Source organism: Qipengyuania profundimaris (assembly GCF_030717945.1).
GTDB lineage: Bacteria > Pseudomonadota > Alphaproteobacteria > Sphingomonadales > Sphingomonadaceae > Qipengyuania > Qipengyuania profundimaris.
The window spans coordinates 285,279-304,085 of record NZ_JAVAIM010000001.1; the positions used below are offsets into that span (position 1 = coordinate 285,279).

Sequence of the window (18,807 nt, forward strand, 5' to 3'; positions counted from 1 at the left end):
TTACATCGTCACATAAGTGGCAAATCGCAATGTTCGAGCGCGCCACCCTTCCGATTCGACGACGGCTCGACCGGCTCGGGATCTTCCTGTCCGGGGCCTGCGCGCTGCATTGCCTGCTCTCGATCGTCATCGTGTCCGGGCTGGGTATCGGCGGGGAATTCTTCCTGTCGCCCGATATCCACCGCTACGGCCTGTTGCTCGCAACGTTGATCGCGGGCGTCGCTATCGGCTGGGGAGCACTGCGTCACCGAATGGCCGCACCTTTCGTGATCGCCATGACCGGCCTCACCTTCATGGGTGCCGCGTTGGCCGTTCCGCATGGTTACAAGGAAGCGATCTTGACGATCATCGGCGTCGCGCTCGTGTCGCTGGGGCACATCCTCAACCTGCGCCATGTGCATTCCAGCGCTTGCAAGGAGCGTTGCGGCGACTAAGTCGGGCGGCATGATTGCCCTCACCGTCAACGGCGAAAGCCGCCGCACCTCCGCCACCACCATCGCCGAGCTGGTCCGCGAACTCGACCTTGCGCCCGAGAAGGTCGCGGTCGAGCACAATGGCACGATCGCGCCGCGCAGCGAGCTGGACAAGCATGCTCTGAGCGAAGGCGATACGCTGGAGATCGTCCATTTCGTCGGCGGTGGGCAAAATGACGACGACACGTGGAGCGTGGCCGGGCGCACTTTCAAAAGTCGGCTGATCGTCGGCACGGGCAAGTACAAGGATTTCGAACAGAACGCTGCTGCACTCGAAGCCAGCGGAGCTGAAATCGTCACCGTGGCCGTGCGGCGGGTGAATGTCAGCGATCCCAAGGCCCCGATGCTGACCGACTATATCGACCCGAAGAAAATCACCTACCTGCCGAACACCGCGGGCTGCTTCACGGCTGACGATGCAATCCGCACGCTCCGGCTGGCACGCGAGGCGGGCGGCTGGGACCTCGTCAAGCTGGAGGTTCTGGGCGAGGCGCGCACGCTCTATCCCGACATGCGCGAGACGCTGACGGCGACCGAGACTCTGGCGAAGGAAGGTTTTCTGCCGATGGTGTATTGCGTCGACGATCCCATCGCCGCGAAACAGCTGGAGGAAGCGGGAGCCGTCGCGGTGATGCCGCTGGGCGCGCCGATCGGCTCGGGCCTCGGCATCCAGAACCGCGTGACCATCCGCCTGATCAAGGAAGGCGCGAATGTGCCCGTGCTGGTCGATGCCGGCGTCGGCACGGCCTCGGACGCCGCAGTCGCCATGGAACTCGGCTGCGACGGCGTGCTGATGAACACCGCCATCGCCGAGGCAAAGGACCCGATCCGCATGGCCCGCGCGATGAAGCTGGCGGTCGAGGCAGGCCGCGATGCTTATCTGTCCGGCCGCATGGCGACGCGCAAATATGCCGACCCGAGCAGCCCGCTCGCAGGGCTAATTTAATCCCGCTTACCGCTTGTTAACCATCTTCGGTGACATTCGCCCTGACACAACGGGGGCACCGATCATGGCCGTTACCAATACCGCTTCGCTGACCATTGCCGAAATGCGCGAGTTCGCCGGCTTCACCGCCGCCGAGCAGCGCTATATTCGTCGCAGCCTCGATATCGGGCTGGGGCGCTGCGATGCGTTTCGCATCTGGGGCCGCGACGCGGTGGAGAACGCCGCCATCCGCAGCCAGTATGTCGCCTATCAGGAGCTGAAGGCGCTGCGCCAGTCGATCCCGGCGGCATCGGGCTTCGATGCGATCGAACCCTTCGTCGGCAAGCTGACCCGCGTGGCCGCCTTCGACCTGGCGCAGGAGCGGATCGACAGCTTCTCCGCCTTTCGTTTCCTCTACGAGCGCCTGATCTCCGCCGAAGCGCGGCCCTGGTTGCCGAGCGCCTTCTGCGCCGCCGCCGCCCTGCCGCATATCCGCCCGGAACGCCGCAAGATGCTGCTGCAAAGCCTCAGCGAAGCTGCCGCAACCGCCCCCGGCTGGAGCGACCGCGCGCCGAGTTTCTATCCGGAATTCATCGAGGAATCGGTGGGTTAGATATGCCGATGTTTTTCAGATGACCGCGATTCGGCTCGCTGAAGAGCCAACCGACTTTGAGACTTTCAATCCGCTACCATCTTTTTGGCGAGCGGAATGTCTGAATTTTTTCGCCATGGGCGAGCTTGCAGTCGCAAATTGTCTCGAGGTTATGCGTGACGCGAAAGTCTCACTTGACCCGGAAGGTGCGCATCCCGGACATGCCGCTCGTATGAGAGCGCTATCTTCGGCATTCACGACACACGAGTTCGCAGGGCATTCAAAAGTCGCTGCGGCTAGACTTGACGATTGGCGGCACCTCCACGACGAACATAGACTTTGGCTTGCTCACGGAGTGATGACAATCGCTGGGCCGGCAGCAGACTTTCGGCTTTTCACCTATCTCAGCGGTGAGCGGAAAGACATGGGAGTCAAACGTTACGAGCGAGCGCAAATGCGCGAGCTTCTAAATAGGCTATGTACAATACATCACTTCATGGTCGTCCAGTTCGGGCAAATCCATGCTGCTTGCAAACGGGGTGAAATCTAACCCCGATACAGCCCGTCCAGCCGGTCGCCGTAGCGTTCCTTGATCTTGTGGCGGCGGATTTTCATCGAGGGGGTCATTTCCTCGTTCTCGATGGTGAAGGGCTCGTCGGCGATGGCGAACTGGCGGACCTTCTCGGTCACCGACAGATCTTTGTTCACCCGGTCGACCGCGGCGCGAACGGCGGCCTTGAACTCGGGCAGGTCCTGCAGCTGTTTGCAGTCGAACTTCTTGCCCTGCGCCTGGCACCACTCGAGCTGCCATTCGGGATCGGGTACGATCAGGCCGACGATATAGGGCCGCTTGTCGCCCGCGACCATGGCCTGGCCGATCTCGGGCTGCAGGGTGAGCATGCCTTCGACCTTTTGCGGGGCGATATTGTCGCCCTTGTCGTTGACGATCATGTCCTTCTTGCGATCGGTGATGACGATCCGGCCCTTGTCGTCGAGATGGCCGATATCGCCGGTGTGCAGCCAGCCGTCCCTGATCGTGCGCTCGGTCTCGCCCTGGTTCTGCCAGTAGCCATGCATCACCAGTTCGCCGCGGCACAGGATCTCGCCATCCTCGGCGATCTTGATGTCGACGCCGCGCATCGGCGGACCGACCGTGTCCATCTTGATGCCGGCGGCGGGGCGATTGCAGCTGATCACCGGCCCGGCCTCGGTCTGGCCGTAGCCCTGCAGCATGGTGAGGCCCATCGATTCGAAGAACACGCCGACTTCGGGATTGAGCGGAGCGCCGCCCGACACCATCGCCTTCATCCGTCCGCCGAACCGCTGGCGGATCTTCGGCCTGAGCAGCTTGCCGACCACGAAGTCCTTCGCGCCGTCGCCGAACTGCTTGCGGCCTTCGGCACGCCGCTCGCCGACCTCGAGCGCGGTGTTCATCAGTTTCTCGGCCAACCCGCCCTGCTTCTGGACTTGCTTCATGATCCGCGTGCGCAACACTTCGAACAGGCGCGGGACGACGACCATGATGGTTGGCCTGGTTTCCTCGATATTGCTGGCGAGCTTTTCCAGCCCTTCCGCATAATAGATCTGCGCGCCGACACCGATCGGCAGGTATTGGCCACCGGTGTGCTCATAGGCGTGGCTGAGCGGCAGGAAGGAGAGGAAACGCTCGTCGTCGTCGATGCCGAAATCCTCACTCAGGATTTCCGCCGCCCCGGCCGCATTGCACAGGATCGCGCCGTGATGCTGCTTGACCCCGCGCGGCGCGCCGCCGGTGCCGCTGGTGTAGATGATGCAAGCGGTGTCGCCGCGACCGATGGACGCGATCCGCTGGTCGACAGCCTTGCGCGCCGCAGCGGCATCTCCGGCAGTCATCTTCGCCCAGGTATGGAATTCGAAACTGCCCGATTGCTGGCGGTGGAGGTCCTCGATGCCAATGACGTGCTCTGCCACACCGGATGCCTGCAGCGCGCCATGCAAGGGACGAAGCAGCTTTTCGGTCGATACGATGACCGCCTTGGCGCCCGAATTGTCGAGGATGTGGACGTGATCGCGCTCGGTATTGGTGACGTAGGTCGGCACGGTGATGCAGCCCGCCGCCATGATCGCGAGGTCGGCGATGCACCATTCGGGACGGTTTTCCGAAACGAGGCACACCCGGTCCCCATCGCGCAATCCGAGCGCGCGCAGGTTCTCGGCCAGCAGGCAGACCCGGTTGGCGGCTTCGGCCCAGCTGATCGTCTGCCAGCTTCCGTCGATCTTGGCGCCGAGGAAAGCGCTGTCGCCCTTTTCGTCGGCGCGCTTCAGGAAAAGCTCGACGAGATTGTTCGCTGTATCGATGTCGGCCAGCACGGCTCCGCTCCTCGAAGTAGGGTAGGGTCTGCGCCCCGTTGAGCGCGGGGCTTAAGCGTCCGGCATCGTCACGGCAAGCGGCGGCGCGATCACGGCGTTTCCAGCTGGCCTTCGAGCCGCGGATCGCGGGCGGCATTCCAACCGCTAGCTCCGCGCAGGATCGCGCCTGCCTTGACCGGCGCCTCGCGGAGCATGATGTCGCCATGGCCCAGCGCGCGAAAGGCATCGGCCTGCTCTTCGAGCCAGGTGCCCTCTTCCAGCAGCACACGGTCCCCGAAGGCCATCAGGAACGGCAGGCCGAGCGCCTCTTCCGCGTCCAGGCCGAAATCGATCGCCCCGATGATGCTGCGCGCGGTTTGCACCGGGATCGTGCCCCCGCCCGCTGCGCCGACCACCATGAAGGGCTGGCCGGAGGGATCGTAGACGAGGCTGGGGGACATTGAGCTGCGCGGTCGCTTGCCCGGTTCGACGCGATTGGCGACCAGCCGCCCGTCCACCTCCGGTGCGCGGCTGAAATCGGTGAGCTCGTTATTGAGGAAGAAGCCGCCGACCATCAGGCCCGAACCGAACGGCCCCTCGACGGTCGAGGTATAGCTGACCATGGTTCCGGCATCGTCGACTACAGCGAAATGGGTGGTGCCCTGCTCTTCGGGCTCGTCGCCGTCGGCAAGCGCTTGCGGTGCACCCGGCGGCGTACCGGCTGTAACTTCGCCCATGGTGCTGTCGGCGGAAATCAGCGCCGAGCGCGCGGCGAGGTAGTCCGGATCGACGAGGCCGCGCACCGGAACGGATACGAAATCGCTGTCGGCCGCGTAAAGCTCGCGATCGGCGTAGGCGAGACGCTGCGATTCGAGGAACAGGTGCCAGGTCACCGGGTTGTCGACGCCGAGCGCAGTCAGGTCGAACCGCTCTAGTTGGCCGAGGATTTGCAGCACGGCGATGCCGCCCGATGTCGGTGGGCCCATCGAGCACACCCGATAGCCGCGATAATCGCCGCACAGCGCGTCGCGCTCTTTCGCTTCATATGCGGCGACGTCCGCGGCGGTCATCGCGCCAGCTCGCGGCGTGTCCGCGGCGACGGTCGCGGCGATCTCTGCGGCGAGGTCGCCGGAGTAGAATGCCGACCTGCCCCCTGCGGCGATCGCCTCGAAGGTCTGGGCAAGCGGCTCGTTCACCACCCGCGTGCCGACGGCCAGCGGCTCGCCAGCTGCATCGTAGAACAGCGCCCGGCCGCTCTCGCTGAATGCCGCGCGGTTCTTGGCGCTGGTCAGAGAGTTATACATGCGCGGATTGATCTCGAAGCCGTCGCGGGCCAGCGCGATCGCCGGTTCGAACAGTTCCGCCCAGGGCAAGCGCCCATGTTCGGCATGCGCTTTTGCCGCCAGCGCGATATTGCCCGGCACGCCGACGCTGAGGCCGCTGCGGACCGACTCGATGAACGGCGGCAATTCGCCATCCTCGCCGAGAAACCATTCGGGCGTCGCTCCGGACGGCGCGGTCTCGCGCCCGTCGTAACTGGTCACGCTACCATCGGCAGTGCCACGGACCATGAAGCCGCCTCCCCCGATGCCGGAGCTTTGCGGTTCAACTACAGTGAGTGCGAGCATGGTGGCGATGGCTGCGTCGGTCGCGCTGCCGCCCTTGCGCAGGATGCTCTCCCCGGCCTCCTGAGCGCGGGGATCGGCGGCGCTGACCGCCCAGACAGGCGAAGCAGCGGTTGCAACATCGTCAAGCGCGGTGTCGTTGGGATAGGTGGCGCAACCGGCGAGCGGGAGCGCGAGGAGCGAAGCGAGTACGAGGCGGTTCATGCCGCCGTTTGCTATTCGCTTCCGACCGCTTCGGCAATCGAAGCGAAGCCGTCACGCTGCATCAGCCGTTCCAGCCCGCGAAGGATGCGCTGCGGCAGGCCCGGCCCTTCATAGACCATCGCACTGTAGAGCTGCACTAGGCTGGCCCCGGCGCGGATACGCGCCCAGGCATCCTCGGCGCTCGCGATGCCGCCGACCCCGACCAGCGGAAGCACGCCGCCCGTGGCTTTGCGGAAGTCACGCAATCGCTGTTGTGCGAGGTCGCGCAGCGGCTGCCCGGACAAGCCGCCCGTTTCGCCCGCATCGGACGACCGCAGCGCCGGCCGCCGGATGGTCGTATTGGAGACGATTAGTGCGCCGAGCCCCTTGTCCATCGCGATGCGCGCGATCGCGTCGATGTCCGCAGGCTCGAGGTCCGGCGCGACTTTCAGGAACACTGGCGGGCCGTTGCTGCCCCGGGCCTCCAGCACAGCATCGAGCAGGCCGGTCAGCGCGCCTTCATCCTGCAACGCGCGCAGGCCGGGCGTGTTGGGGCTGGAGATATTGACCGCGAGATAGGATGCCAGCGGCGCCATAATGCGGGTCATTTCGGCATAGTCGGCGGTTCGATCCGAACTATCCTTGTTTGCGCCGACATTGATGCCGACGATTCCCGGTCGCCCATGGCGGGCTTCGAGTCGCCCACGGGCGATCTCCGACCCGGCATTGTTGAAGCCCATCCGGTTGATCACCGCGCGGTCCTCGACCAGGCGGAACAGGCGCGGTTTGGGATTGCCGGCTTGCGGGCGCGGAGTGATCGATCCGACCTCGGTAAACCCGAAACCCAGCCCCAGCAGCTGGTCGGGCACTTCGGCATCCTTGTCGAAGCCGGCTGCCATGCCGAGAGGGTTGGGAAAATCGATCCCGGCGACGCGTATGCCCAGCGGGCTATCCCGCTCTTGCCCGCCAGCCGCGCGGATCGGCATTGCTGCCAGTGTCCGGATCGTCAGCCGATGGGCACGCTCCGGATCGAGCAGGAAGAGGGCGGGTCGCGCGAGATCGAACAGCATCGCGCGCCTATGGCGAAGCCCAGCAACCTTGTCGAGATTCCGCGCAATGGCCCGCCTCGTCGGCACATATTGCGCGCCATCAGTAACGAATTTTGCGATAGTGTCGCTTGCATACAATCAAATGTAACAGACTCGGCCTATCACACTCCTGCGACCCGAAGGGCTCGGAGCAGCATTGCAACGAGTTCTCGACTTCAAGGGGCGGCTCTGTATTGGGGCCGCCCTTTTTTTGTCGACTGTCATACGCGTGTGGCTGGATTGTTTGTTGACAGCGGGTTGCGCTTCCAGCAATGACGTATTTATACAATTTATCATCGGGGCAAAGCGGCGGGGGCGCAGTTGGCTGACGATTCACCAGACGAAGAGCAGCATCTTTTCCATTTCGTCGCCGCGCCCGACGATCTTTCGCGGTACCTGAACTCCCTGTACGTGTGGCGTTGTGAGGATGCCGACTTGGTCGATGTCCTGCCGGCCTATTCCGGCCAGATGACGGCCTTCGTCGAAGGCGTCGGCCGGATGCAGTTCGATGATGGACAGGTCGGCGAGACAAGCGACGCCTTCTTCCTTGCCCCACTTTGCCAGGCGCGCGAATTCCACATCAAGGGCCCCGCCAAGATGTTCGGGGTTTCGCTCAATTTCCGCGGCTGGGCCGCGATGACCGGCTTGCCGGTGAACGACCACCACGACTGCTTCCTGGAACCGGACCGGGTGCTGAGCGAGGATCGCGCGCAGGTGTTCGAAGGTCTGGCGCAGCGCTGGCGCAAGGGCGAACTCGACGATGAGGGGATTCTCGACGCCATGGCCGATGTCGTGCGTCACAGCCTCTCGCGCCTGCCGGAGGCGCATCTCAACGTCATCGACCGGACGCTGGAATGGCTGTCTGCCTCCTTCCGCCCGGATCTGGAAGAGCTCTACGAGAGCCTGCCTTATTCGCGGCGTCAGGTGCAGCGACTCGTGGCGCAATTCTTCGGACAGTCCCCCGTGCGGCTCGTCCGGCGCTATCGCGCAGTCCGTGCGGCGACGCTCCTTTCGCTCCCCGAGCTTTCGGAGGAGATGGAGGCCGACATCCGCGAGGCCTTTTACGACCAGGCGCACCTCATCAAGGAAATCCGCTTCTTCACCGGGCGGACGCCGAAGCGCCTGTTGCCGGAAGGTAAATCGCCGGTCCACGACATGCTCGGGCCGGAAGGTTATGGCTCGGTCGACCTGTTCGGATCGGGCGAGGCAAAGCAGCTGGGTAAGGAAATCCGCTAGCTGCTAACGACTCGCAACTGGCGGAAATGCGTTGAAAATCCGCACTTCGGTCATTAGCTCGGCAATCGGAACGATTTGGTCCGATTTAATACGATTGAGCTATGCGCCTATCCAATCTTGCAGATTATGCTGTCGTCACGATGTGCGCCGCGTCGCGTCATTGCGGGGGTGAGCGTGTGAATGCTGCGGAACTGGCGGGTGAAACAGGATTGCCTCTGCCGACGGTGCAGAAGCTGGTGAGCAAGCTCTCGGCAGCCGGGCTGATCCGCTCGACGCGCGGAGCGGGCGGCGGCTTGCAACTGGCGCGCCCGGCGGCGGCGATCAGCGTAGCGGATATTGTCGAGGCCGTCGAAGGGCCGATCGCATTGACCGCCTGCGTCGAGGGTACGGAATGCTCGGTCGAGCATGAGTGCTCGGTCAAGCCGCACTGGCCGGTCGTGAACGATGCATTGCGCGGCGCGCTGGCGGCCATCCCGCTGACGCAGCTCGCAGGAATGGAAGAAATGGCATGAGCGAAGATATCGATATTCAGGACCGTGAAGCCCGTGAGGCCGCCGAGAAGGCTGCCGAGTACGAGCATGGCTGGTCGTCCGACATCGAGACCGAATTCGCCGAAAAGGGCCTGAACGAGGACACCGTTCGCTTCATTTCGGCCAAGAAAGGCGAGCCCCAGTGGATGCTTGACTGGCGGCTCAAGGCTTTCCGCCTGTGGCAGGAGATGGAGGAGCCGAACTGGGCGAAGCTCGGCTATCCCGAGATCGATTACCAGGATGCCTATTACTACGCTGCGCCGAAGAAGAAGGTGGAACTCGATTCGCTCGACGACCTCGATCCCGAGATCAAGCGGGTCTACGACAAGCTCGGCATCCCACTCGGCGAGCAGGAGGTGCTGGCCGGAGTGAAGGGCGCCAAGAAGGTCGCTGTCGATGCCGTGTTCGACAGCGTCAGCGTCGCCACCAGTTTCCGCGAGGAGCTAAAGCGCGCGGGCGTCATCTTTCTTTCCATCAGCGAGGCGATCCGCGAATATCCGGACCTCGTGAAGAAGTGGCTCGGCAAGGTGGTGCCGCAGCACGACAATTATTTCGCCACGCTCAACAGCGCGGTCTTTTCCGACGGGACCTTCGTCTACGTGCCCGAAGGCGTGCGCTGCCCGATGGAGCTCAGCACCTATTTCCGCATCAATGCGGAGAATACCGGTCAGTTCGAACGCACGCTGATCGTGGCCGAAAAGGGCAGCTACGTCAGCTACCTCGAAGGCTGCACGGCCCCCATGCGCGACGAGAACCAGCTGCACGCCGCCGTGGTCGAGCTGGTCGCGATGGAAGATGCCGAGATCAAATACTCGACCGTCCAGAACTGGTATCCGGGCAATTCGGAAGGCGTCGGCGGGATCTACAATTTCGTCACCAAGCGGGCGCTGTGCCAGGGTGCGCGCAGCAAGGTCAGCTGGACGCAGGTCGAAACCGGCAGCGCCGTGACCTGGAAATATCCCAGCTGCGTCCTCAACGGCGAGGATAGCGTAGGCGAGTTCTACTCGGTTGCAGTGACCAACAATTACCAGCAGGCCGATACCGGCACGAAGATGATCCACAACGGCAAGGGCAGCCGCTCGACGATCATCTCCAAGGGCATTTCTGCGGGCAAGAGCGACAACACCTATCGCGGCATGGTGCGCGTGGCGGCCAATGCCGACGGCGTGCGCAACCGCACCGAATGCGACAGCCTGCTGATCGGCGACCAGTGCGGCGCGCACACCGTGCCTTATATCGAGGTGAAGAACCCCACCGCCCAGATCGAGCACGAGGCGACCACCAGCAAGATCAGCGACGACCAGTTGTTCTACGCCATGCAGCGCGGCCTCGACGACGAGGAAGCGATGGCGCTGATCGTCAACGGCTTCGCGAAAGAGGTGCTGAAGGAGCTGCCGATGGAGTTCGCCGTCGAAGCGCAGAAGCTGCTGGCGATCTCGCTCGAGGGGAGCGTGGGGTGAACGACCGCAAGACCCTTCAGCTCCGCGATCCGTCCGAGACCGCCGACGACACGCCCGCGCTCAAGAAGAAGGGTCGCGGTTGGGAGATTTCGGAGAAGCGGCTCGATGCGCTGCATGACCGTGCGCGCGACTTGCGGCGGCATTCGACCCCGGCGCACAAGGGGCTGGCGAAGAAGTTCGCCGAGGCCGACATGGGCCGCTACAAATTCACTCGCCATGCCGTCGTCGGCAGCGCGATCGTCGATTTCAACTGCCACAATCTAGGTCTCGCCGTGATGATCGACGAGGACGATGCGGACCAAACGCTCGCCAAGCGCCGCGACAAGAGCCTCGAAGCAGTCGACATCCGCGTGATGCGCATTCCCGCCGCCGAGATCCTCGAGAACATGGACGATGTGCTCCAGCGCCTCACCATCGTGATGCGCGAGCGGATCGCCGACAAGAAAGCCCGGGCCCGCGCCCATCGCGAGGCCAATCCCGACCAGCACTATTCGCGCCCGAACCGCACCGGCGGTCCGCGCAGGAACGACAGGTAAATGCTCGAAATCGAAAACCTCACTGCCGAGATCGACGGCAAGACCATCCTCAACGGCCTCACGCTGACCGTGCCCGCGGGCGAGGTCCATGCGATCATGGGCCCCAACGGCGCGGGCAAGTCCACGCTGTCCTATGTGCTCGGCGGCCGTCCCGGATATGAAGTGACCGGCGGCAGCGTGCGCTTCAACGGCGAGGATTTGCTCGACATGGAGCCGCACGAACGCGCGGCAGCGGGGCTGTTCCTCGGCTTCCAGTACCCGGTCGAGATCCCCGGCGTCTCCAATGTGCAGTTCCTGCGCGAGGCGCTGAATTCGCAGCGCAAGGCGCGCGGCGAAGAGCCGCTGACCGGCGGCGAATTCCTCAAGCTCGCGAAGGAAAAATCCGCGCTGCTCAAGCTCGATCCTGAAATGCTCAAGCGCCACGTCAACGTCGGCTTCTCCGGCGGCGAGAAGAAGCGCGCCGAGATGGTCCAGATGGGCATTCTCGACCCGAAATTCGCCGTGCTGGACGAAACCGACAGCGGCCTCGACATCGATGCTCTGCGCGTCGTGGGCGAGGGCATCAATTCGATCATGCGCGCTCCGGACAAGGCCGTGCTGCTCATCACTCACTACCAGCGCCTGCTCGAAGTGGTGAAGCCGGACAAGGTTTCGATCCTGTCGCGGGGCCGCATCGTCCAGACCGGCGGGCCGGAGCTGGCCGTGCGCCTCGAGGAAGAGGGCTACGACGCGGTGATGGCGGCATGAGGACGTTCGCGATTGCCCTGATGCTGGCGCAGTCCGGCGCAGCTGCGGCGCAGGATGCTGCGCCTGAGCCCCAGACCGAAGTCGAAGAACAGATCGTCGTCATCGGCGAGCGGATGCACGAGTGGAGCGGCGGCCTTGCCAAGGTCGACGGCAAGCTCACCTGCCGCACGAAGAAAAGCAGCGGCGACGAGATGGTCGATGCCATCCGTTGCGGCGCGATGCTGACCTGCATGGGCGAGCTCGCCCCGCAGATCGACGAGGTGATGGCGTCCGACATCGCCCGCAAGGAGAAGCAGACGCAGGTGCAGGCCATTGCCGAAGGCGCGGTCCCCTGCATGGATGCCTATCACAAGACGGCCGTCATGCGCCTCGCGCAGAGCCGGGCAGGCAAGCTATGAGTGAAACCGCCGATCTCCCCACCCGCAAGGACGAAGCTTGGCGCTATTCGCGCGTCGAGCGTCTGCAGGGCGTGCCGCTCGACGACTGGCGCACGATCGACGTGGCCGCCGGCGAGAGCTTTCGCGATACGCTGGTCGTGGCCGATGGGGAGGCGACCAAGCCGACCGAATTGCACCGCTGGCGCGTGACCGTGGGCGAAGGCGCGACCTGCGAGCTCTTCGCCGTGCTCGCCTCCGCCGAATTCGCGCGGCTGGAGATCGAGGTCGTGCTGAAGAAAGGCGCACATTTCGAGCTGGGTGGCATTACGGTCGGCGGGCGCGAAACGGTGCGCGAATTCGTGACGCATGTGACCCATGCCGAACCCGAAGCGACTAGCAACCAGGTCGTCCGCGCAGTCCATTGGGGTCACGGGACAGGCAATTTTCTCGGCCGGATCGACGTGGTGCGCGATGCGCAGAAGACAGACGCGGCTCAGGACTTCAAGGGCCTGCTGCTGGAAAAGGGCGCGAGTGTGAACGCCGTGCCGCAGCTCGAGATCTTCGCCGACGACGTGAAATGCGCACACGGCGCCAGCGTCGGTCAGCTGGACGAGAACGCGCGCTTCTACATGGCCGCGCGCGGTGTCTCGCCGGAGCTCACAAAGCGCCTGCTCGCGCAGGCCTTCCTCGGCGATGCGCTGGTCAATCTCGACGACGAGACTCTGCGGGACGAACTCATGGACGTAGCGCTGGCCAAGGTGGACCGGAACCTGTGAGCGAGGTGGCAACTCTCACGCGCAAAGCAGATTTCCCTGGCCTCGTGACGGGTGACGGCGCGCCGTGGCACTATCTTGACACGGCCGCGACGGCGCAGAAGCCGCAGGCGGTGATCGAGGCCATGGGCCATGCACTCGGGCGCGATTACGCGACCGTGCACCGCGGGGTCTATGGTCGTTCGGCGCAGATGACGCTGGGGTACGAAGCCGCCCGCCGCCGGGTCGCAGACTTCATGGGCGCACGGAGCGAGAACGAAGTCGTGTTCGTGCGCGGCGCGACCGAGGCAATCAACCTCGTCGCCGCCAGCTGGGGCATGACGCAGATCGGCGAGGGCGACCGGATCGTCCTCTCCATGCTGGAGCATCACTCCAACATCGTCCCCTGGCAGATGGTCGCCGAGCGGACCGGTGCGCAGATCGACGTCTGCCCGCTGACCGAGGACCACCGGATCGACCTTGGCGCGCTCGAGGCGCTGTTAACGCCGCGAACCAAACTGGTTTCTCTCGCGCACGTTTCGAATGTTCTGGGTTCCATCCTTGATGCGCGCAAGGCGGCGGACTTTGCGCATTCGGTCGGCGCAAAGATCATGCTCGACGGCTGCCAGGCTGCACCGCGCATGGCGCTCGACATGGCGGCGCTGGATTGCGATTTCTACGCCTGGTCGGGCCATAAACTCTATGGCCCCACCGGCATCGGCGTGCTGTGGGCGCGCGAGGAGATCCTCGATGCCATGCCCCCATGGCAGGGCGGCGGCGCGATGATCGACAAGGTCACATTCGACAAAACCACCTATGCCCCGCCGCCGCAGCGTTTCGAGGCAGGCACGCCGATGATAACCGAGGCGATCGCATTGCATGCGGCGATCGACTATGTCGCCGGGATGGGTCCCGACAGGCTGTTTGCTCATGAGAGCGCCCTCGCGCGGCAATTGCGCGACGAACTCCGCAATCTCAATTCGGTGACGCTGTTCGGGCCCGACGAAAGCGCCGGGATCGTCAGTTTCGCGATGGAAGGGGTTCATCCCCACGATCTCGGCACCATATTGGATGAAGAGAATGTCGCGATCCGTGCCGGACACCACTGCGCACAGCCGCTGATGGAGCATCTCAGCGTCCCCGCGACCGCGCGGGCAAGCTTCGGGCTCTACTCGGACGAAAGCGATATCGCCGCCCTGTTGCGCGGCATAGACCGTACCCAAAGGATCTTCGGATGAGCGAAGAAACGAACAACGACCAGGATTTCATTGCGGCTCCCTCGCCGGCTGATGCCGTAGTGGGCAAGCCGCCCGAAAAGCCGAAACGCGCACGCGTCGAGGATGCCGTCGATACGGAGGAGTCTCCCCGCGAAAGCATGGAGCGCAAGCGCGACTATCTCGAAGGTTTCCTGCAGAAGAAACCGGAGAACGTGCCCGCAGGCGCGCCGGGCGGCGATCTTTACGAGGCCGTCGTTGCCGCGCTGAAAGAGATCTACGACCCCGAGATCCCGGTGAACATCTACGATCTCGGACTGATCTATGGCGTGGACGTGGACGACGAGAGCGACGTAACCGTCACCATGACGCTCACCACGCCGCATTGCCCGGTCGCGGAGACCATGCCGGGCGAGGTCGAATTGCGCGCCGCCAGCGTGCCCGGCGTTCGCGATGCCGAGGTCAATCTCGTCTGGGATCCGCCCTGGGGACCCGAGAAAATGACGGACGAGGCCCGCCTCGAACTGGGGATGCTCTGATGACCGAGACCACTACACGTCCGGCTCCCAAGGCCGCCGTCATTCTCACCGAGCGCGCCGAGCAGCGTGTGGCGGACCTGATGGCCAAGGCGCCGGAGGATGCGATCGGGGTGAAGCTATCGACCCCGCGCCGTGGCTGTTCGGGCCTTGCCTATTCGGTCGATTACGTCACCGAAGAGGCGAAGTTCGACGAGAAGATCGAAACCCCGGGCGGCATTTTCTACATCGACAGCGCCAGCGTGCTTTACCTCATCGGCAGTACGATGGATTGGGTGGAGGACGACTTCACCGCCGGCTTCGTGTTCGACAATCCCAACGCCAAAGGTGCTTGTGGCTGCGGCGAAAGCTTCATGGTCTAGATCGACCGGGTATCGGCTACGATTGCACCCGCTCGGTAAGGCGTAGTCAGTCCTCGGCGAGAAAGTCGAGCAACGCTTGCTCGTATTCATCGACCTTGCCGTCGGCTTCGATCTTCGCCGCCAGCCAAGCCGATTCGTCGCTGGTGACTTCCTCGGCCTCTGCGACAAGCTCTTCGCGCGTCGGATCGTAATCCCTGCGTCCGAAGACGACGCCGAAGGAGTTCGGTGCGGATTGCGCCATGCGGCCTAGAAAACCACCGACGCTGGAGGAGGTGTCGGCCATGAAGGCCTGCAACTCGCCCGCCCGCTCGCGGCTGATCTGCGCATTCTCGGCGCTGTAGCCCTGCAGGTAATTCGCGACACCCTGCACGAACAGCCGCTTCCATTCCGGATCGTTGTCCGCGCCAAGCGTCGCATCTTTCAGGCGGAACAGCATGCTCGCCTCGTTCGGGCCAACGGCAGCGGGTCGCTCGCTAGCCGGCGCAAAGATCGCGCGGCGCAGCAGCTTCGCTTCGGGCGCATTGACATTGCCCGCTTCCAGCGCGCCGCCATCGCGGGTCGGGCCGGTGCCTTCGATGACCGCCTTTTCCATCTGTTTCAGCGCATAGTCCTTCAGGGACTGCGGCACATTCTGCGCCCGCTCGAACACGCGGACCAGCAGTTCCAGCTCGGCCATCGAGCCCAGCTGTCCGTCGGCATCGATCTGGCCCATCAGCCATTGCGCGTTCTCGGCATCGACATAGCCTGCCGGCGCGCGCTGGTTGACGACGTATTCGCCCAGCGCCTCGACGAAAAAGTCGACCCATTCGGCAGGCTTGGTTGCAAGCTCGTGGTTGAGAGCGAAGATCGCCTCGGCCTCGCCTTGCGAGATGCGCCCGTCGGGCCACGCCTCGCGCCGCAATGCGAGTACCTCTTCGCCGGTAATCGCGCCGTCCGCGCCGACCTTCTTCGCCAATTCGCCGAAATGCACGCTCATTGCCTGCCCACTTCCCGTAATTTTCACGTCGCGAGGAAGCTAGCGCGGTTTGCTTAAGACCGGGTTAGCGGCGCAGCGCCTTCACGCAGGCGGCGCGGTCCACGTCCAGCCCGTCGCTGGCCCGGCGCGCATCGACATAGGTCGCGCTCGGCTCCCCGCGCGGCTCGAGCGGGTAGAGATAGATGTCGAGCACGCAGGCCGGGCCGACGAATTGCAGCTTGCGCGCGTCGCCTTCCTTCACCGTCAGCCGTGGCGGGCCGAACAGATTGGCCAGCGCGTTTTCGTTCTTGCCGATCACGCCTTCCAGCCCCGGCAGGTTCATGACGCGCGGGGCGATGAAACCGCCGGTCGAGGGCGCGGTGACAACGTCCTGCGGCGGCGGTGCTACTCGCGGCTGTTGCGCCGGTGCCGCGGGTCCGCTCGGCGTGGTCGCGCAGGCTGCGAGAAATGGGAGGACGAGAAGGACGCTACTGCGCATGATTAACCGATTTCCGTGTGCTGCGGTGGACCAGGTGTGTCGCACTCGCCGCGCCGATAATGGGCGCAAGAAGGTTGATGAAGGGTATCGCCAGCAGCCCGGCGACAACACCGCCCAGCGCGAAACGGGTGAGGCCGCCGATCGGCTGGACTTCCACTGCGTCACGCTTGTGCCGTAGCCAGATCATGTCCTGCAATTCGCGCCCGAGCAGTAACGCGTTGACGAACCAGAACACGATCGCCGGGCCGATGGCGGTGAACAGCAGGACCACGGCGATGGGCGCGGCAAGCAGGTTGAACAGGATGACGCGGCCGGTGGCGCGCAGGCTGTTCGCCAGCTCTTCGCCGAAGGGCACCTTTCGCGCCCCGGCGGCGTGCGCGGGGTAGTGCTTCGCCTCGACCGCATGAACGACCTCGTCGGCGAAGAACTGGAGCACGGCCAGCGCGACGATGCGGAACAGCAGCCAGGCACCGATAACGAAGATGAGGATCGACAGGACAGCATAGACCTCGCCGCTCAGGTCGATCCAGCGCGACAGCAGCCACGGAAGGGCCGCATTCAGCGCGAATGCCGCTGCCACGAAGATTGTCAGCGTCACTGCCAGGCTCTTGCCGAGCACGCGCAGGATGGCCGGATCGCCAAGTTGGCCGAGGGCGAGTGACAGGGCGCGGGGCAGCGAAACCATTGCCATGCCGATTGGGCGGCGGCGGGCATCAAGTCAACGCCGCGCTTGGCCTTCCCCCGATGAACCGCTAACCGCGCCCGACATATCGAAAATCCAGACCACCGGAGTACCCATGACCCAGCCCCGTTACGACGTTATCGCCATAGGCAATGCGATCGTCGACGTGATGTCGCCCTGCGAAGACGAACTGATCGAGGACCTCGGCCTCGCCAAGGGCGGGATGACGCTGGTCGATACCGAGCGGGCCGAAGAACTGTATTCGGCCATGGGTCCGGCCAAGGAGATTTCCGGCGGTTCGGCTGCCAATACGCTCGCCGGGATGAGCGCGCTGGGCGCGCAATGCGCTTTCGTCGGCCAGGTCGCAAAGGACCAGCTGGGCGATGTGTTCAGCCACGACATCCGCGCCGTGGGCATCGATTTCGACACGCCGGCCCGCGACGAAGAGCCGCCGACCGCGCGCTGCCTCATCTTCGTGACTCCCGATGGCGAGCGGACGATGAACACCTTCCTCGGCGCGAGCCAGTTCCTGCCGCCCGAAGCGCTCGACGACGAGCTGATCGCCAGCGCCGGCATCCTCTACCTAGAAGGCTACCTCTGGGATCCCGAAGAACCGCGCAGCGCCATGCGTCACGCCATCGACGTCGCACGCAAGGCAGGCCGCAAGGTCGCCTTTACCGCCAGCGAAAGTTTCGTAATCGACCGCCACGGCGACGATTTCCGCGCGCTGATCGAGGAAGGGCAGATCGACATTCTCTTCGTCAACGAAAACGAACTCGCCTCGCTGACCGGTGAGAGCGATTTCGATGCCGGCCTTGCTGCCTTGGAAGGCAAGGTCCCGGTGATCGTCGCCACCCGCAGCGCTAAGGGGGCCGTAGCTATCGCCGACGGCACCCGCGCCGAAGTGGCCGCCGAGCCGGTCGAGAAGGTGGTCGACACCACCGGCGCAGGCGATCTCTTCGCTGCGGGCTTCCTCACCGGCCACGCGCGCGGCGAGGACCTCGAAACCTGCCTTTGCATGGGCGCAATCTGCGCGGCGGAGATCATCTCGCATTACGGTGCGCGGAGCGAAGCGGATCTGAAGGCGCTGGTGAGCGAGAAGCTGGGCTGAAGGGTTTACAGATCAGAAGCCTGTGGGGTCTCCACCGTCGACTGGGAGGCGATCTTCAAGCCATTCGGCAATGGTCTCCCACCTACCCGCTTCGGCCGGTGCGCTCGACTTAAGCTTTCCGCGCCCGGTAATTTCACCAGCGCCGGAAACGAAATAGCCGACTTGACCTGTTTCGCTGACATTTTCAGATGCGAACAGAGAGCAGTCGCTGCTGCACGGAGCGTAGTTGGCCTTCCAAACCTCGGCCATCGCAGAATCGAGCGGATTGCGCATGGTCCTGCTGAATTTGCCGACGCGGCCAAAGATGCTCAACCGCCCAAAGAATCCGCCATTCAAAGCTTTATAAAGGCCCGATAGTGGCGGCGGTTCGGCTACGCGAGACATCGCAGGCGCTGGCGGAAAAACTATCGCGTCAAAGGCCGCAGCGCCTTTATCCGGGCGATGACCGGCCATGAGCGCGCCGGACCGCTTGTCGGCCCAAACGCCGCTTTCAGCTTTGGATCGGAAATAGGTTTCGATTGGAGCAAGAGCTTGGGGAAGGCCTGCGAGAAACCCTCCTACTTCGTCGCTACCCATCGCGATTGTTGCCAAATTCG

21 protein-coding genes are annotated in these 18,807 nt (G+C 64.1%); 14 read left to right on the forward strand and 7 right to left on the reverse strand.

Annotated features, from left to right (window positions below; genetic code table 11):
• Positions 1 to 29: 29 nt before the first annotated feature.
• From Q9K02_RS01445 to Q9K02_RS01455, 3 genes are all read left to right on the forward strand, one after another.
• Positions 30 to 434 (forward strand): MerC domain-containing protein, encoded by a 405-nt coding sequence (locus Q9K02_RS01445; protein ID WP_305931271.1) that lies wholly within the window; start codon positions 30 to 32, stop codon positions 432 to 434.
• 10 nt (positions 435 to 444) lie between these two features.
• Complete coding sequence (gene thiS / locus Q9K02_RS01450) at positions 445 to 1,419, forward strand: sulfur carrier protein ThiS (RefSeq protein ID WP_305931272.1); 975 nt, start codon at positions 445 to 447, stop codon at positions 1,417 to 1,419.
• 64 nt (positions 1,420 to 1,483) lie between these two features.
• The gene (locus Q9K02_RS01455) at positions 1,484 to 2,011 is read left to right on the forward strand and encodes a hypothetical protein (RefSeq protein ID WP_305931273.1); all 528 of its coding nucleotides are present in this window, start codon (positions 1,484 to 1,486) and stop codon (positions 2,009 to 2,011) included.
• 525 nt (positions 2,012 to 2,536) lie between these two features.
• Here the strand turns inward: Q9K02_RS01455 and Q9K02_RS01460 are convergent.
• The 3 genes from Q9K02_RS01460 to Q9K02_RS01470 all read right to left on the reverse strand — a co-directional run bounded on the left by Q9K02_RS01460 (position 2,537) and on the right by Q9K02_RS01470 (position 7,196).
• Positions 2,537 to 4,339: an AMP-dependent synthetase/ligase gene (locus Q9K02_RS01460; protein ID WP_305931274.1), complete on the reverse strand. Its 1,803-nt coding sequence runs from the start codon at positions 4,337 to 4,339 to the stop codon at positions 2,537 to 2,539.
• An 89-nt stretch (positions 4,340 to 4,428) separates the two neighbouring features.
• Entirely contained in the window at positions 4,429 to 6,147 is a 1,719-nt protein-coding gene (ggt, locus tag Q9K02_RS01465) for a gamma-glutamyltransferase (protein WP_305931275.1), read from the reverse strand.
• A gap of 11 nt (positions 6,148 to 6,158) precedes the next feature.
• Positions 6,159 to 7,196 carry a quinone-dependent dihydroorotate dehydrogenase gene (locus Q9K02_RS01470; protein WP_305931276.1) on the reverse strand — a complete coding sequence of 346 codons (1,038 nt, stop codon included), beginning with the start codon at positions 7,194 to 7,196 and terminating at the stop codon, positions 6,159 to 6,161.
• Between the two features lie 339 nt (positions 7,197 to 7,535).
• Between Q9K02_RS01470 and Q9K02_RS01475 the strand changes: the two genes are divergently transcribed.
• From Q9K02_RS01475 to Q9K02_RS01520, 10 genes are all read left to right on the forward strand, one after another.
• On the forward strand, positions 7,536 to 8,450 hold the full coding sequence (locus tag Q9K02_RS01475; protein ID WP_305931277.1) for a helix-turn-helix transcriptional regulator: 915 nt from the start codon (positions 7,536 to 7,538) through the stop codon (positions 8,448 to 8,450).
• 101 nt (positions 8,451 to 8,551) lie between these two features.
• The gene (locus Q9K02_RS01480) at positions 8,552 to 8,962 is read left to right on the forward strand and encodes an SUF system Fe-S cluster assembly regulator (RefSeq protein WP_305931278.1); all 411 of its coding nucleotides are present in this window, start codon (positions 8,552 to 8,554) and stop codon (positions 8,960 to 8,962) included.
• Positions 8,959 to 10,440, forward strand: coding sequence for a Fe-S cluster assembly protein SufB (gene sufB, locus Q9K02_RS01485; protein ID WP_305931279.1), 1,482 nt, complete (start codon positions 8,959 to 8,961; stop codon positions 10,438 to 10,440). Before Q9K02_RS01480 ends, sufB begins: the two co-directional genes overlap by 4 nt.
• Positions 10,437 to 10,976 (forward strand): endonuclease domain-containing protein, encoded by a 540-nt coding sequence (locus Q9K02_RS01490; RefSeq protein ID WP_305931280.1) that lies wholly within the window; start codon positions 10,437 to 10,439, stop codon positions 10,974 to 10,976. The genes sufB and Q9K02_RS01490 overlap by 4 nt, the downstream gene beginning before the upstream one ends.
• On the forward strand, positions 10,977 to 11,723 hold the full coding sequence (gene sufC / locus Q9K02_RS01495; RefSeq protein ID WP_305931281.1) for a Fe-S cluster assembly ATPase SufC: 747 nt from the start codon (positions 10,977 to 10,979) through the stop codon (positions 11,721 to 11,723).
• Complete coding sequence (locus tag Q9K02_RS01500; RefSeq protein WP_305931282.1) at positions 11,720 to 12,121, forward strand: hypothetical protein; 402 nt, start codon at positions 11,720 to 11,722, stop codon at positions 12,119 to 12,121. Before sufC ends, Q9K02_RS01500 begins: the two co-directional genes overlap by 4 nt.
• On the forward strand, positions 12,118 to 12,876 hold the full coding sequence (locus tag Q9K02_RS01505; protein ID WP_305931283.1) for a SufD family Fe-S cluster assembly protein: 759 nt from the start codon (positions 12,118 to 12,120) through the stop codon (positions 12,874 to 12,876). The genes Q9K02_RS01500 and Q9K02_RS01505 overlap by 4 nt, the downstream gene beginning before the upstream one ends.
• Positions 12,873 to 14,090 (forward strand): cysteine desulfurase, encoded by a 1,218-nt coding sequence (locus tag Q9K02_RS01510; RefSeq protein ID WP_305931284.1) that lies wholly within the window; start codon positions 12,873 to 12,875, stop codon positions 14,088 to 14,090. Before Q9K02_RS01505 ends, Q9K02_RS01510 begins: the two co-directional genes overlap by 4 nt.
• A complete protein-coding gene (locus Q9K02_RS01515; protein WP_278329366.1) occupies positions 14,087 to 14,605 on the forward strand; it encodes an SUF system Fe-S cluster assembly protein in 519 nt (172 codons plus the stop codon). The genes Q9K02_RS01510 and Q9K02_RS01515 overlap by 4 nt, the downstream gene beginning before the upstream one ends.
• Entirely contained in the window at positions 14,605 to 14,964 is a 360-nt protein-coding gene (locus Q9K02_RS01520; RefSeq protein ID WP_278329365.1) for a HesB/IscA family protein, read from the forward strand. The genes Q9K02_RS01515 and Q9K02_RS01520 overlap by 1 nt, the downstream gene beginning before the upstream one ends.
• Positions 14,965 to 15,010: 46 nt before the next feature.
• Here the strand turns inward: Q9K02_RS01520 and Q9K02_RS01525 are convergent, their stop codons facing one another.
• From Q9K02_RS01525 to Q9K02_RS01535, 3 genes are all read right to left on the reverse strand, one after another.
• A complete protein-coding gene (locus Q9K02_RS01525) occupies positions 15,011 to 15,940 on the reverse strand; it encodes a hypothetical protein (RefSeq protein WP_305931285.1) in 930 nt (309 codons plus the stop codon).
• A gap of 64 nt (positions 15,941 to 16,004) precedes the next feature.
• A complete protein-coding gene (locus tag Q9K02_RS01530) occupies positions 16,005 to 16,418 on the reverse strand; it encodes a hypothetical protein (protein ID WP_305931286.1) in 414 nt (137 codons plus the stop codon).
• Positions 16,408 to 17,103, reverse strand: a complete 696-nt coding sequence (locus Q9K02_RS01535; protein WP_305931287.1) for an EI24 domain-containing protein — start codon at positions 17,101 to 17,103, stop codon at positions 16,408 to 16,410. The genes Q9K02_RS01530 and Q9K02_RS01535 overlap by 11 nt, the downstream gene beginning before the upstream one ends.
• A gap of 112 nt (positions 17,104 to 17,215) precedes the next feature.
• On the opposite strand from Q9K02_RS01535, the gene Q9K02_RS01540 reads away from it, so the two are divergent.
• The gene (locus tag Q9K02_RS01540; RefSeq protein ID WP_305931288.1) at positions 17,216 to 18,211 is read left to right on the forward strand and encodes an adenosine kinase; all 996 of its coding nucleotides are present in this window, start codon (positions 17,216 to 17,218) and stop codon (positions 18,209 to 18,211) included.
• Positions 18,212 to 18,223: 12 nt separating this feature from the next.
• On the opposite strand, the gene Q9K02_RS01545 is transcribed toward Q9K02_RS01540, so the two are convergent.
• A complete protein-coding gene (locus Q9K02_RS01545; protein ID WP_305931289.1) occupies positions 18,224 to 18,802 on the reverse strand; it encodes a hypothetical protein in 579 nt (192 codons plus the stop codon).
• Between the last annotated feature and the right edge of the window lie 5 nt (positions 18,803 to 18,807).

Excerpts from the sequence above, each read along its gene's own strand:
- Q9K02_RS01515 (WP_278329366.1), top strand. The coding sequence starts at position 14,087 with ATGAGCGAAGAAACGAACAACGACCAGGATTTCATTGCGGCTCCCTCG.
- Q9K02_RS01535 (WP_305931287.1), bottom strand. The coding sequence starts at position 17,103 with ATGGTTTCGCTGCCCCGCGCCCTGTCACTCGCCCTCGGCCAACTTGGC.
- sufB (WP_305931279.1), top strand. The coding sequence starts at position 8,959 with ATGAGCGAAGATATCGATATTCAGGACCGTGAAGCCCGTGAGGCCGCC.
- sufC (WP_305931281.1), top strand. The coding sequence starts at position 10,977 with ATGCTCGAAATCGAAAACCTCACTGCCGAGATCGACGGCAAGACCATC.
- Q9K02_RS01530 (WP_305931286.1), bottom strand. The coding sequence starts at position 16,418 with ATGCGCAGTAGCGTCCTTCTCGTCCTCCCATTTCTCGCAGCCTGCGCG.
- Q9K02_RS01520 (WP_278329365.1), top strand. The coding sequence starts at position 14,605 with ATGACCGAGACCACTACACGTCCGGCTCCCAAGGCCGCCGTCATTCTC.
- ggt (WP_305931275.1), bottom strand. The coding sequence starts at position 6,147 with ATGAACCGCCTCGTACTCGCTTCGCTCCTCGCGCTCCCGCTCGCCGGT.
- Q9K02_RS01540 (WP_305931288.1), top strand. The coding sequence starts at position 17,216 with ATGACCCAGCCCCGTTACGACGTTATCGCCATAGGCAATGCGATCGTC.
- thiS (WP_305931272.1), top strand. The coding sequence starts at position 445 with ATGATTGCCCTCACCGTCAACGGCGAAAGCCGCCGCACCTCCGCCACC.
- Q9K02_RS01455 (WP_305931273.1), top strand. The coding sequence starts at position 1,484 with ATGGCCGTTACCAATACCGCTTCGCTGACCATTGCCGAAATGCGCGAG.
- Q9K02_RS01480 (WP_305931278.1), top strand. The coding sequence starts at position 8,552 with ATGCGCCTATCCAATCTTGCAGATTATGCTGTCGTCACGATGTGCGCC.
- Q9K02_RS01525 (WP_305931285.1), bottom strand. The coding sequence starts at position 15,940 with ATGAGCGTGCATTTCGGCGAATTGGCGAAGAAGGTCGGCGCGGACGGC.
- Q9K02_RS01500 (WP_305931282.1), top strand. The coding sequence starts at position 11,720 with ATGAGGACGTTCGCGATTGCCCTGATGCTGGCGCAGTCCGGCGCAGCT.
- Q9K02_RS01470 (WP_305931276.1), bottom strand. The coding sequence starts at position 7,196 with ATGCTGTTCGATCTCGCGCGACCCGCCCTCTTCCTGCTCGATCCGGAG.
- Q9K02_RS01505 (WP_305931283.1), top strand. The coding sequence starts at position 12,118 with ATGAGTGAAACCGCCGATCTCCCCACCCGCAAGGACGAAGCTTGGCGC.
- Q9K02_RS01445 (WP_305931271.1), top strand. The coding sequence starts at position 30 with ATGTTCGAGCGCGCCACCCTTCCGATTCGACGACGGCTCGACCGGCTC.